10 protein-coding genes are annotated in these 12,866 nt (G+C 67.8%); 5 read left to right on the top strand and 5 right to left on the bottom strand.

All coding sequences use genetic code 11. The features are described 5' to 3' along the window. The first annotated feature begins 135 nt into the window (after positions 1–135). The gene (locus IAQ70_RS09415) at positions 136–1,074 is read left to right on the top strand and encodes a 5'-3' exonuclease (protein WP_190989054.1); all 939 of its coding nucleotides are present in this window, start codon (positions 136–138) and stop codon (positions 1,072–1,074) included. A gap of 21 nt (positions 1,075–1,095) precedes the next feature. Here IAQ70_RS09415 and IAQ70_RS09410 read toward each other — a convergent pair whose 3' ends face one another. Together IAQ70_RS09410 and IAQ70_RS09405 are read right to left on the bottom strand one after the other, a co-directional pair. Next, positions 1,096–1,380, bottom strand: a complete 285-nt coding sequence (locus IAQ70_RS09410; RefSeq protein WP_190989053.1) for a DUF1540 domain-containing protein — start codon at positions 1,378–1,380, stop codon at positions 1,096–1,098. Positions 1,381–1,474: 94 nt separating this feature from the next. After that, positions 1,475–2,071 carry a hypothetical protein gene (locus IAQ70_RS09405; RefSeq protein ID WP_190989052.1) on the bottom strand — a complete coding sequence of 199 codons (597 nt, stop codon included), beginning with the start codon at positions 2,069–2,071 and terminating at the stop codon, positions 1,475–1,477. A gap of 149 nt (positions 2,072–2,220) precedes the next feature. On the opposite strand from IAQ70_RS09405, the gene IAQ70_RS09400 reads away from it, so the two are divergent. The 3 genes from IAQ70_RS09400 (at position 2,221) to IAQ70_RS09390 (ending at position 7,603) form a co-directional block, all read left to right on the top strand. After that, on the top strand, positions 2,221–4,377 hold the full coding sequence (locus IAQ70_RS09400; protein WP_190989051.1) for an elongation factor G-like protein EF-G2: 2,157 nt from the start codon (positions 2,221–2,223) through the stop codon (positions 4,375–4,377). An 11-nt stretch (positions 4,378–4,388) separates the two neighbouring features. Further along, positions 4,389–5,645 (top strand): MFS transporter, encoded by a 1,257-nt coding sequence (locus IAQ70_RS09395; protein WP_190989050.1) that lies wholly within the window; start codon positions 4,389–4,391, stop codon positions 5,643–5,645. 101 nt (positions 5,646–5,746) lie between these two features. Then, positions 5,747–7,603 carry a gamma-glutamyltransferase family protein gene (locus IAQ70_RS09390; RefSeq protein ID WP_190989049.1) on the top strand — a complete coding sequence of 619 codons (1,857 nt, stop codon included), beginning with the start codon at positions 5,747–5,749 and terminating at the stop codon, positions 7,601–7,603. 19 nt (positions 7,604–7,622) lie between these two features. Here the strand turns inward: IAQ70_RS09390 and IAQ70_RS09385 are convergent, their stop codons facing one another. After that, complete coding sequence (locus tag IAQ70_RS09385; RefSeq protein ID WP_190989048.1) at positions 7,623–7,883, bottom strand: hypothetical protein; 261 nt, start codon at positions 7,881–7,883, stop codon at positions 7,623–7,625. 95 nt (positions 7,884–7,978) lie between these two features. Between IAQ70_RS09385 and hrpB the strand changes: the two genes are divergently transcribed. After that, positions 7,979–10,717 carry an ATP-dependent helicase HrpB gene (gene hrpB / locus IAQ70_RS09380; RefSeq protein ID WP_317983619.1) on the top strand — a complete coding sequence of 913 codons (2,739 nt, stop codon included), beginning with the start codon at positions 7,979–7,981 and terminating at the stop codon, positions 10,715–10,717. Positions 10,718–10,841: 124 nt separating this feature from the next. Here hrpB and IAQ70_RS09375 read toward each other — a convergent pair whose 3' ends face one another. Both IAQ70_RS09375 and IAQ70_RS09370 read right to left on the bottom strand, forming a co-directional pair. Beyond that, positions 10,842–11,528, bottom strand: a complete 687-nt coding sequence (locus tag IAQ70_RS09375; RefSeq protein ID WP_317983618.1) for an MmyB family transcriptional regulator — start codon at positions 11,526–11,528, stop codon at positions 10,842–10,844. Between the two features lie 30 nt (positions 11,529–11,558). Continuing rightward, on the bottom strand, positions 11,559–12,530 hold the full coding sequence (locus IAQ70_RS09370; RefSeq protein WP_190989047.1) for an aldo/keto reductase: 972 nt from the start codon (positions 12,528–12,530) through the stop codon (positions 11,559–11,561). Positions 12,531–12,866: the final 336 nt, after the last annotated feature.

The following is a 12,866-nucleotide window of genomic DNA, read 5'->3' as shown; positions in this document are numbered from 1 at the left end:
CGCAAGCATGCTCGGCGGTGTGGCGGATTGGATAACCAATGCCGGACCGCCGCTATTGCCACAGGTCCGCACGGGCTAGGGTCACGTTCCAGCGGGCCTCTGTCACTGGGAACCGCGTCCGTGTCAGGATCAGGTATGTCCGAACGCCTGATGCTGCTTGACACCGCCTCCCTGTACTTCCGCGCCTTCTACGGCCTGCCCGACACCCTCCGCCGCCCTGACGGCACACCGGTCAACGCGGTCCGCGGCCTCCTGGACATGATCGCGCGGCTCACCACCGATTACCGGGCGACGCATCTGGTGGCGTGCTGGGACGACGACTGGCGTCCGCAGTGGCGCGTGGACCTCATCCCGACCTACAAGTCCCACCGGGTCGCGGAGGTGGTGGCCAACGCTCCTGACCTTGAAGTGGTCCCGGACGCGCTCGAAGCGCAGCTTCCCATGATCCGCCGGGTCCTGGAGCTCGCGGGCATCGCCGTCGTTGGGGCCGCGAACCACGAGGCCGACGACGTTGTGGGTACCTACGCCAGCGCGGCTGACCTTCCCGTCGACGTCGTGACGGGCGACCGTGATCTCTTCCAGCTCGTCGACGACGACCGCCACGTGCGGGTCATCTACACCGCGCGCGGCATGCGGAACCTCGAAGTCCTGACCGACGCCGTCGTCGTCGGGAAATACCGGGTGCTGCCCGAACAGTATGCCGACTACGCCACCCTCCGCGGCGACGCCTCGGACGGGCTGCCCGGTGTTGCCGGCATCGGAGAGAAAACGGCGGCGGCCCTGCTTGGCGAATACGGCACGCTGGACCTGCTGCTCGCGGCGGCAACGGACCCGGGCAGCGGTATGTCGGCCTCCGTTCGGGCCAAGCTCCGCGCAGCCAGCGACTACCTCAGAGTCGCGCCGACTGTGGTGAACGTCGTGCGTGATCTGGCGCTGCCGTCACTGGAGCAGGCAGGCGCGCAACTGCGGCCCGTCGTCGGGGAACCGCGCACGGAACTGGAGCGCCTCGCCCGTGAATGGAACCTGGGCGGCTCGATCGCCCGGCTCCTGGCCGCCCTCGACCTTCGTCAGTGACAGCCTCTACGTGTGCGCGGTCTACGGGTGCGCGTAGGTGAGGCAATCCGCGTTGTCGCGGCCGGGACCCACATGGACTTCCGGTGCGTTGCACATCAGGTGGTCGTTGTGGACGCACTCACTGCGCTGGCAGGCTCCGACGTCGGCCAAAACCTTGGGCAGGCCACCGTGCATGCCGGTATCGATGAAAGTGGCGCAGGAAGCATGGTCTTCAGCCCCGCCCACCGTGATCGCGGCGGCGTTGCAGTGGGAGTGGTCGTTGAAAGAACAGTTGGCAACACTGCAGTCTGCGACGTGCGTTGTCATGGGAAATCCTCCGTGTTCAGGCTGCCCGGACGGGCGGCTCCCTCTGCCCACGGTAACGCTGCGGACCACGATCAAAAAGGCCCAGTCGTGTGACCTAATTAGCAGGGTGCTCATCGGCGGCCGGCAGGAACTGGCCGTTCCTGATTCGGGACGGCCCGCAGGCCACGGCGACCGGCGGAATGTTCCACGGCCCGCGTTCCCGCAGCGGCGGCCGGCCGACGGCGACGTGGGGCACCCAGTGGGGATACCTGAAGCCGAGGGCCCGTGAGCCCAGGATGAAGTCGTCCACATTGTCCACCAGGAGCCCGTCCAAAAGGGTTCGCAGGCCCTCCACAAGGGAAACCTGGTATTCGTGCACGTGCTGCGGCACGTGCACTTCGAGCCCGGAGATCCTGCCGCCGCCCAGTACGATCAGCCGGTGCGAGGTCCCGCCGAAGCCTTCCAGTTCAGGCAGGGAATGCAGCCAGCGCACGGTCGCCCGGATCGCCTCGCCGGCAGGGGTGATGCCCTTGGTCCAGTCCTCAACGTCCTGGCCGAAGTCGTCGAGGATGCCGACATGCAGCAGGGTCAGGTGCAGTCCCTGCGGCCTGCGGAGCGCCTCGACGAAGTTGCCCAGGGACTCGTAGTCAGCCGGGCCCGAACCGACCGCGATGACGGGAACCTCCACGGTGATGCGGGGCGGCGCTTGCATGCGGACCTCCTCAGGCCGGTGTTCCAGTGCCATTATCCTCCGGCGCGGGGCCCTCGCCACGGGGGGCCCTATTGCCGTTCGGGGCGCAAAGGTGTCGAATCAAAGGACACGATTCGGCCCGGTGCACGGCAAGACGCCAGGAGGTTCCCATGTCAGTGAAGGGCGCAAAGGACGCAGCACGGATGCCGGGCCGGGGCGGGCCGGAGGCGCGGCGCGGTGACGCAGGGGCAGGCATCGAGGCGGACGGGCCGGCCCAGGTGCGGAACGTGGCACTCATCGGGCATTCGGGCGCCGGGAAAACCATGCTGATCGAGGCTCTGCTGGCCGCCCACGGCATGATTTCGCGGAAGGGGTCCATAGCCGAGGGCACAACTGTCGGCGACTCAGACTCCTCGGCCGTCCGGCAGCAGCGTTCGGTGGGGCTGGCCGTGGTGCCGCTGCTGATCAACGGCATCAAAGTGAATGTGCTGGACACCCCCGGGTACCCGGACTTCATCGGCGAGCTGCGGGCGGGCCTGCGCGCTGCGGATGCGGCACTGTTTGTGGTCTCAGCCGTGGACGGGATTGATGCCACCACCACGGGGCTGTGGGGCGAATGCGAACGAGTGGGGATGCCGCGTGCTGTGACCATCACCAGGGTTGACCACCCCCGGGCGGATTACGATGGCGTCCAGGCCGCCTGCCAGCGGGCCTTCGGCGATGCGGTGGTGCCGCTCTACGTCCCGGTCCGGACCGGCGGTGAGATCACCGGCCTGCTCGGGCTGCTGCAGGGGACGGTGTCCGACTACTCCGAAGGGGACCCCGGAGGACAGGTACGGGACGCCGGCTCCGGCGAGCTCGCCGGAGCCGAGGCGGCACGGGGCCAGCTCATCGAAGGGATCATCGCCGAAAGCGAGGACGAGACCCTGATGGACCGCTACCTCGGCGGCGAGGACATCGATACGGACGTTCTGGTCACGGACCTGGAAACCGCCGTCGCCCGCGGTTCATTTTTTCCCGTCCTGCCTACCTCGGCGGTGACCGGCCTGGGGGCTTCCGAGCTGATGGAAGTCCTGGCCAGGGCGTTCCCCTCACCCTTGGAGCGGGAGCTGCCGGATGTGACTGACCTGGCCGGCGGTCCGGCGGGAAGCCTTTCCTGCGATCCCGACGGGCCGCTGGCCGCCGAGGTTGTCCGCACCACGGTGGATCCCTTCCTGGGCCGCGTTTGCCTGGTGCGGGTGTTTTCGGGCACGCTGCGGGAGGACACCCCGGTTCATGTGGCCGGCCACGGACTGGCGGACCGCGGCCACCAGGATCATGACACCGACGAGCGCGTCACCCATCTGTATTCACCGCTGGGTGCCAATCTCCGGCCGGTGGCACAGTGCGTTGCGGGCGATATCTGTGCCGTGGCCAAGCTGGGAAGCGCCGAGACCGGCGACACCATCTCAGCCAGGGACCAGCCCGTGCTGCTGTCCACATGGGAGATGCCGGAACCGCTCATGCCGGTGGCCGTCGAGGCTGACTCGCGGAGCGACGAGGATGCCCTCTCCCGGAGCCTGGCCAAGGTCGCAGCGGGTGATCCGACGCTGCGGGTGGAACGGAATGCCGAAACGCACCAGCTGATCCTCTGGTGCATGGGCGAGGCGCATGCCGACGTAGTGCTGGACAGGCTGCGGGACCAGGGCGTGAAACTGCACACCCAGGAGGTCGTGACCCCGCTGCGGGAAACTTTTGCCGGCCCGGCCGCGGGCCACGGCCGGCACGTCAAACAGTCCGGCGGCCACGGGCAGTATGCGGTCTGCGATATCAACGTGGAACCGCTGGCGCGGGGCAGCGGGTTTGAATTTGTGGACAAGACGGTGGGCGGGGTGATCCCCGGAACGTTTATCTCCTCCGTGGAGAAGGGCGTGCGGGCACAGATGCAGAAGGGGCTGGCCGCCGGATTTCCCGTGGTGGACCTGCGCGTGACCCTGCTGGGCGGCAAGGCCCACAGCGTGGATTCGTCCGATGCTGCGTTCCAGGCTGCCGGTGCCCTGGCGCTGCGGGAGGCGGCGGCCGCGGGACGCATCCAGCTCCTCGAGCCCGTCTCCTCGGTCAGCATCACCGTTTCGGACGAGCATGTCGGGGCGGTCATGAGCGACCTCTCCGGACGCCGCGGCCGGCTCACCGGCACAGCGTCCGCCGAGGGCGAACTGACAGAAATCAGCGCTGACGTGCCGGACCAGGAACTCCTGCGCTACGCCGTCGAGCTGCGGGCGCTGACGGCCGGGACAGGCCGCTTCCGCCGCCGCTACCTCAGGCATGAGCCAGTGCCCAGCAGTTGACCAGGCAAATCGTGAACCCCGCCGCCCGCAAGATCCAACGCATCTACCTCACCCTGACGTTGGGCAACACCTTGGCGGCCTCGTTCATCTGGGGGATCAACACGCTCTTCCTGCTGGACGCCGGGCTCAGCAATCTTGAAGCCTTCACGGCCAACGCGTTCTTCACCGCCGGCATGGTGCTGTTCGAAGTGCCTACCGGTGTGGTTGCCGACGGCTGGGGGCGCAGGGCCTCGTTCCTCCTTGGCACGGTGACACTGGCGGTCTCCACGTACCTTTACTACCTCCTGTGGCAGCTCTCCGCTCCATTTTGGGCGTGGGCGGTCGTGTCAGTGCTGCTGGGCCTGGGCTTTACGTTCTTTTCAGGGGCCGTTGAGGCCTGGCTCGTCGACGCCCTGCATTTCTCGGCTTACGAGGGCGACCTGGAGACTGTCCTGGGGCGCGGACAGATGGTGTCAGGCATCGCCATGCTGGTGGGCTCGGCAGCCGGCGGCGTGGTTGCCCAGGCAACCAACCTGGGCGTGCCGTTCCTGATACGCGTCGGGGTGCTCCTGGCGATGTTCGCTGTGGCGTTTCTGCTGATGCATGATGTGGGGTTCACACCGGAACGCTCCCCGCATCCGCTCCAGGCAACCAGGGCAGTGCTGAGCGCATCCATCGACGGCGGGCTCAAGAACCCACCCATCCGGTACATCATGCTTGCAGCGCCGTTCAGTGCCGGCGTCGGCATTTACGTCTTCTACGCGCTGCAGCCCTTCCTCCTTGAACTCTTCGGCGACCCCCGGGCCTACTCCATTGCGGGCCTCGCGGCGGCCATTGTTGCCGGCGCCCAGGTGGTGGGCGGCTGGCTGGCGCCGACGCTCCGGCGCCTGGTCCGCAAGAGGACCACTGTCCTGGTGGCGACCAGCGTCCTGGGCGGGCTGATCCTGATGGCCTTGGGGTTCACCCGGCTGTTTTGGGTGGCATTGCTGCTGCTGACCCTGTGGGCACTGGTCACGGCAGCAGCCACCCCGGTGCGGCAGGCCTACCTCAACGACATGATCTCCTCCAGGCAGAGGGCAACAGTGCTGAGCTTCGATTCCCTGATGGGATCAAGCGGCGGGATCGTGGTGCAGCCGCTGATGGGCCGGGCGGCCGACGTGTACGGCTACCCGCTGTCCTTGGCCCTAAGCGGCGTGATTGAGCTGTTCGCGGTGCCGTTCCTGCTGGCAAGCCGCCGGCGGCGCTCGCCGGCCGACACCGCCACCGCGGCCACCGAAACATCCCTCTGACGCGGTGGTGGCGCCGCTTTGATTCAGCCTTGAGAGTCGCATTCAGGGGGAGTAATGTGACGCGAACCACAGTTCGCAAAAAACTCCGACAAGGGGGCATCATGCCTACTTTGCGACGTCAAGTGGCTGCCGTCACGGCAGTTCTGGCTTTGAGCGTGACGGCTGGCGCCGTCGGCACCCCGGCCTTCGCGGGCGACGACCGGCAGGCCAGGAAAACTTCGATTGCCACCGGGTACGGCGGAGCTGTGAGCACCGTGGACCTGGACGCGTCCGCAGCCGCCATCGAGGTTCTTCGCCACGGCGGCAACGCAGCGGATGCTGCAGTGGCCGCGGCCGCTACCCTGGGCGTGACCGAGCCGTACAGCGCCGGGATTGGCGGTGGCGGCTACTTTGTTTTCTACGATGCCCAGTCCGGCGAGGTCCAGACCATCGACGGCCGTGAGACGGCACCGGAGACCATGCCCGCCGACGCGTTTATCAATGCCGCCACGCAGAAGCCCTACCCCTTCGCCGAGCTTGTCTCCAGCGGCGTTTCCGTCGGCGTCCCCGGCTCGCTCGCCACGTGGGAAAGGGCCTTGAAGCGGTGGGGCACCCTAAGGCTTGGTGACGCCCTGCAACCTGCTATCGACGTGGCCCAGGACGGCTTCGTCGTCGATGACACGTTCCGCCAGCAGACCCTCGACAACAAGGTCCGGTTCTCGGCATTCACTCCCACAAGCAGCCTTTTCCTGCCCGGCGGCGACGCTCCCGCCGTCGGAAGCATCTTCCGCAACCCCGACCTCGCCGCCACGTACCGCCTCATCGCGAAGAAGGGGACTGACGCCTTCTACGCCGGCCCGCTGGCCGAAGAGATGGCGGCCACGGTGCAGGCGCCGCCGAAGGACCCAGCCTGGGTACCGCCTGCCAGCGCTCCGGCGACCAGCATCCCGGCGTTCCCCGGCTACCTGACGACGGCGGATCTTGCCGCCTACACGACCCTGGACCAGGACCCCACGCATGTTGAGTACCGTGGCTACGACGTGTACGGCATGGCGCCTTCCAGCAGCGGCGGCACCACCGTAGGTGAGGCGCTGAACATCCTGGAGCCGTTCAACCTGGGCGAAATGTCGACGCCGGCGGCGCTGCATCACTACCTTGAAGCCACCGCGCTGGCCTTCGCGGACCGCGGCAAGTACGTCGGGGATCCGGCGTTTGTTGACGTCCCCACCGATGCCCTGACCGATTCGCTGTTCGGCAAGGAGCGGTCCTGCAACATCAACCCGGCAACGGCAGCTACCAAGCCGGTTGCAGCCGGGGACGTGTCAACCTACGACGGCGTCTGCCCGGTTGCGCCCGCAGCTGCTGCCCACGAGACGGACACCGAGAATGTCTCCACCACTAACATGACCGTCGCCGACAAGTGGGGCAACGTGGTGGAGTACACCCTCACCATCGAGCAGACCGGCGGTTCCGGCATCGTGGTTCCCGGCCGCGGGTTCCTGTTGAACAACGAGCTGACCGACTTCTCCTACGACTCCACGAACCCGGAAGACCCGAACCGGGTGGAGCCGGGCAAACGCCCGCGGTCCTCGATGTCGCCCACCATCATCCTCAAGGACGAAAAGCCGTTCCTCGCACTCGGCTCGCCCGGCGGATCCACGATCATCACCACCGTCCTGCAGACGATCCTCAACCGTGTGGACCTGGGCATGACCGTGTCCGAGGCAATCGCGGCTCCGCGCGCCGCGCAGCGGAACACCGTCAATGTCACAGCCGAGCCAGGGTTCATCAGTGCCTATGGAAGCGGCCTCACGCCGTACGGGCACAAGCTGGTGCCAGCAGGCGACGCGTTCAGCTCAGCAGCTGAGATCGGCGCCGCCACCGCCATCGAGTTCGACCGGCACGGACGCATGGAAGCTGCAGCGGAACCTGCCCGTCGTGGCGGAGGTTCGGCGATGGTGGTCACGCCGGCACCTTGAAGCGGGCCGTCAGCCGGCGTTATTGCCCCATCCCGGGACGGACTGCAACGAATTCGATTCCGGCCTGCACTTTTTTCTTCGGTCCCCGCGAAAAGCCCTTGGCATCAAGCTGGTTCTGCGCCCGGTACACCGCCAAAGCCTCATCGTAGGCCTCGTTGAGCCTGCTGCCCGTGAATTCTTCCTGTGAACCGTCGCTGAAGGTGATGGTCACGGGGGTGCTGGCTGGTAAGTGCTTCTTCATACGGATGAAGCCTTCGGAGTCCTGCTGGAGGTGGATCAAGGGGGTCCCGCTTTCATGATGGAATACTTCCAGTCTGACGCATCCGCCCGCACCTGCGAGCCCGCCGTTCCAGGGATAGCGGCGACAATGGACAGGTGACTCCATCGAACAGCCCCGCCGCCGGCGCGGTGCCCACCGCCATCCCCGGCCGGTTTGACCTCGGAACCATCGGCACGGGCCTGGCTTTCGCGGCTTCGCTTGGGGAGCTGGCTGAGGTGCTGCGCGCGGGCGGCCCGGCGGGGACAGCCGTGGTGCAGGCCCCTCCGGGTACAGGCAAAACCACGCTGGTCCCGCCGCTGCTTGCCAACCTCGCGTCCACCCCCGGGCTCGCATCCATCCCGGGGGCCTTGCGGGTGGTGGTCACCCAGCCACGGCGCGTCGCCGCCCGCGCGGCCGCGCGGCGTTTGGCCGCCCTGGACGGCACACAGGTGGGGGACCGCGTCGGGTACACCGTCCGCGGCGAACGCAAGGCCGGGCCCGGCACCCTGGTGGAGTTCGTCACTCCCGGAATCCTGCTGCGCCGGCTCCTGGACGATCCCGGACTGGAGACCACCGGTGCTGTCATCCTGGACGAGGTGCACGAACGCGGCCTCGAGACCGACCTGCTGCTGGGCATGCTCAGAGAGGTCCGCCAGCTCCGCGGGGACCTCAGCCTGGTGGCCATGTCCGCCACGCTGGACGCGCCCCGCTTCGCCGCCCTGATCGGAGGGGCTGCACCCCATGCAACAGCAAGGGGGGCAGCGGACGACGGCGGCGGGCCGGCTCCCGTCGTCGACTGCCCGTCAGCCCTGTACCCGCTGGAGGTTCAGTGGGCTCCTGCGGCCGTCCCTCGGCTCGACGGCCGCGGCGTGGCACGCGGGTTCCTGGACCACGTGGCGGACACGGCCGCGGGGGCGCATGCCGCCGGCGTGTCACGGGATCCCGGCACCGATGCCCTGGTGTTCGTCCCCGGAGCCTGGGAAGTGTCGTATGTTGCGGCCCGCCTCCGCGGCAGGGCTGCCTCCGGGACGGAGGTGCTGGAGCTCCACGGCCAGGTCAGCCCGGCCGAACAGGACCGGGCCGTGTCCGGGCGGCGGCAGGGTGGTCCGGCGCGCATCATCGTCTCCACCGACCTGGCCGAATCCTCGCTGACTGTTCCGGGCGTGCGGCTGGTGATCGATTCCGGCCTGACCCGCGAACCGCGCCGGGACGCCAACCGTGGCATGTCCGGACTGGTGACCGTCTCCTGTTCCCGGGCCTCGGCGGAGCAGCGGGCCGGCCGTGCCGCGCGGCAGGGACCCGGGCGCGTCGTGCGCTGCTACGACCAGAAAAGCTACGGTGCTGCTCCGGCGCACGTCACCCCGGAGATCAACGTCGCCGACCTGACGGGGGCCGCGCTGACCCTGGCCTGCTGGGGATCGCCCGGCGGCCAAGGGCTGGCACTTCCGGATGCCCCGCCGCCGGCGGCCATGGCGGAGGCCATCGAGGTGCTGAGGGAACTCGGCGCCGTTGCCGCTGACGGGCACCCCACCGGCCTGGGCAGGACGCTGGCCAGGGTACCGGCCGATCCCAGGCTGGCCCGCGCGCTCCTTGACGGTGCCGTGGCCGTGGGTCATCACGCGGCGGCCGAAGTAGTGGCACTCGTGGCGGGGGACCAGCGGGCACCGGGCGCGGATCTCACCCGTGTTCTTTCCACCCTCCGCGGCGGCAGGGAACCTGCCGCCCGGCGATGGGCGGAGGACGTCCGGCGGCTGGAAACGATCGCGCGGAAGGAAAGCGCCGCCGTCGGCCCTTCTGTTGTCACCGCTCCGGTGACCTCCGCCGAATCCCCGGGCGTCGTCGTCGCGCTGGCGTTCCCTGACCGGGTGGCACGGCGGGTGCCGGGGGATGGCCCGGCGCGCTACCTGCTGTCCTCCGGTACCCGCGCGGGGCTGCCGGCCGGCAGCCCGCTGTCCGGGCACGAATGGCTGGCCGTGGCGGAGGTTTCGCGCGCCGCGGGCCGGGACGCGGCCGGGACCGGCGCACTGATACGCTCCGCCGCTCCGCTGACGGCGGATCTCGCGCAGGCGGCCGCCCGGCACTTACTCAGCGACGCTGTCGAAGCAAAGTTCAGCCAGGGCAGGGTCACGGCCCGGCGGGAACAGCGGCTCGGAGCCATCAGCCTGTCCTCCACCCCGGTCCGTCCCTCGCCCGCCGAGGGGCGGACAGCCGTGGCCCGCGCGCTGTCTGAGGAGGGTCTGGGAACCATCGGATGGTCGACGGCGGCAGACGCGTTGCGCCGCCGGCTCGCCCTCCTGCACCGCGAACTCGGCGCCCCGTGGCCCGACGTTTCCGAGCGGGCGCTGCTCGCGGCCCTCGACACCTGGCTGGGCCCCGAGCTTGAAAAGATGGCCGGCGGCGCTGCCGCCGGCGGCATTGACCTCACCGACCCCCTGCGGCGGTTGCTTCCTTGGCCGGAGGCCGTCCGCCTGGGCGAGCTGGTCCCCGAGTCGCTGAAGGTGCCCAGCGGATCGATGGTACGGATCGACTACCCGGACGTGCCGGAGAGTGCAGGGCCGGGGAGCACTGGAGGACCTGGCGCGGACGACACCGGCCGGCCGGTCGTGGCGGTCAAGCTGCAGGAGTGCTTCGGCTGGGCCGAGACCCCGCGGCTGGTGGACGGCAGGGTGCCGGTCCTGTTCCACCTGTTGTCGCCGGCGAGGCGGCCGCTGGCGGTGACGGATGACCTCGCGTCCTTCTGGGCGGGGCCGTATTCGCAGGTGAGGTCAGAGATGCGCGGACGCTATCCGCGGCACCCCTGGCCGGAGGACCCCTGGACAGCGCAGGCAACCGCCCGGACCAAAGCCAGGATGTGACGCCGGCCGCTTTTTTCCAAGCCGCAGCCGCTATTGCCGAACTGGGGCACTTTGACACGGACACGCAGCGCATTCAGCCGCTTCGGGGTCGGGTCACGGTCAATGTGCCCCACGACGGCGCTCCTTAGGTGGAGTGGAGTGCCGGGGCGGTCCAGCTGGCGAGTATCCGCATGGCGTCGGCGGTCGTGGATCCGGGTTCCACGGTGTAGACGAGCATGACGAGGCCTGGGTCTGTGGAGAGTTCGAATGATTCGTAGCCGAATTCGAGGTCGCCGACGGCCGAATGGGTGAGCATCTTCTGCCCGGACCCGTAGTTGAAGCGGTCGCGGGATCCGTCGTCAGGCAGGGAGTAGAGCGCCCGGCCGATTTTGTTGGATGCGAGGCGGTCAAGCCGCGCGTTCTGTACGAAGGCGGGGGCGTCGATGGAGGCCAGGACACTCTGGATACCTGCCCTGACCGTGGTGCGGTTGGAGGGTTTCCGGCGCGGGGCGCGCCGGAGTGTCATCCGGGCGAGGTCGATCAGGTGGTCGCGTTCGTCTTCGTCGAGCTGCAGGGCGCGGGCGATTGCTTCGATGACTTCGCGCGACGCGCCGGATATTTTGCCCCGTTCGAGGCGGGCGTAGTAGTCGGCGCTGACACCGGCCAGGTGTGCGACTTCTTCCCGGCGCAGGCCGGGTACTCGGCGTGCTCCGCTGTAGAGCGGGACACCGGCCTTCTCAGGGGTGAGCTTGGCGCGTCGGGAGGTGAGGAAGTTGCTGATCCCGGACCGGGAATCCATATCACCAAGGGTAGGCGCGGCGGTGGCGTTCACTGAACGATCTTTCGGCAGGAATGCACCATGTCAGTACCAGGCCGGACCGTGATTGACGTACGGGGCTTCGAGGTCCTTGACTTCCTCATCGCTCAGTTCCAGGGACAACGCCTCGACGGCCTGCTGAAGGTGGTGCGGCTTGGTCGCCCCGACGATGGCGGCCGAGACGTTAGGATTGCGCAGCACCCAGGCTAGGGCGATCTGGGCCATGGTGACGCCGCGGGCACCGGCCAGGGCCTGAACTGCATTGATGACGGGCTCGTCGTAATCGTTGTCGAATGCCTGGACTACCTTGTCCGTGGTGGAACGGTCGCTCTGTTCGCCCACCGGCCGCGCGAGCCGGCCTTTGCCGTTGGGCGAGTACGGCACCAGGCCAACGCCCATGTCTTCACACATCGCCATCAGCTCGCGCTCGTCCTGACGGCGCAGCAGGTTGTATTGGTTCTGCATGGACACGAACCTGGTCCAGCCACCAAGGTCCGCTGCATGCTGTAGCTTCGCGAACTGCCAGGCATACATCGAGGAAGCTCCGATGTACCGGACTTTGCCGGCCTTGATGACGTCGTGGAGGACTTCCATGGTTTCCTCCACCGGAGTCTCATCGTCGAAGCGATGGATCTGGTACAGGTCGATGTAGTCCGTGCCGAGGCGGGCCAGTGACGCGTCGATCTGTTCCAGGATGGCCTTACGGGAGAGACCTTCGCCCCCAGGACCGTCGTGCATCCTGCCACGAACCTTCGTGGCGAGGACGATGTCTTCACGCCGCGAGTACTGCGTCATGGCCCGTCCAACGAATTCCTCAGAAGTACCTGCCTGGTACACGTTGGCCGTGTCCCAGAAAGTGATGCCCAGTTCGACAGCCTGGCGAAAAAATGAACCGGCGTTTTCTTCGGTCAATGCCCACGCGTGCGCGTTCGGTGTGGTGGGGTCACCGTAGCTCATGCAGCCCAGGGCAAGCCGGCTGATCTTCAGTCCTGTGCTGCCGAGTCGGGTGTATTCCATGACAGGGGTCCTTCTTTCTGGCGGGTGTGCCGGCATCGTCTCTTCGACGCTACGAGGATCGGAAGCGGTGAAACAGGACCTGTCAGACCATGTCACAATGAGTCCTTCTCCGCGCAGGGCAGATACGGGATCGTCGAAGGGACGGAACAGGCTGGTTCCGGCGTTCAATTCCAGCGAAAGAAGCATTGCGCGAATGGTTCTCCGGTGATGACTTGGTGACCCTCCGTCTGCCGCGGCGCGATCATAGGAACCAACCTTGCCGGACGGTATGCCGACAAACACCCGGTCGCCACCTTTGCCACAGCCACGGCAGGGACCGTCGGGCTGATGGGGATG

Origin of the sequence: Pseudarthrobacter sulfonivorans (assembly GCF_014712225.1) — a bacterium.
GTDB classification, from domain to species: domain Bacteria; phylum Actinomycetota; class Actinomycetes; order Actinomycetales; family Micrococcaceae; genus Arthrobacter; species Arthrobacter sulfonivorans.
Note: the sequence above shows the minus strand (reverse complement) of the source record. Positions and strands in the feature narration are given on the sequence as shown.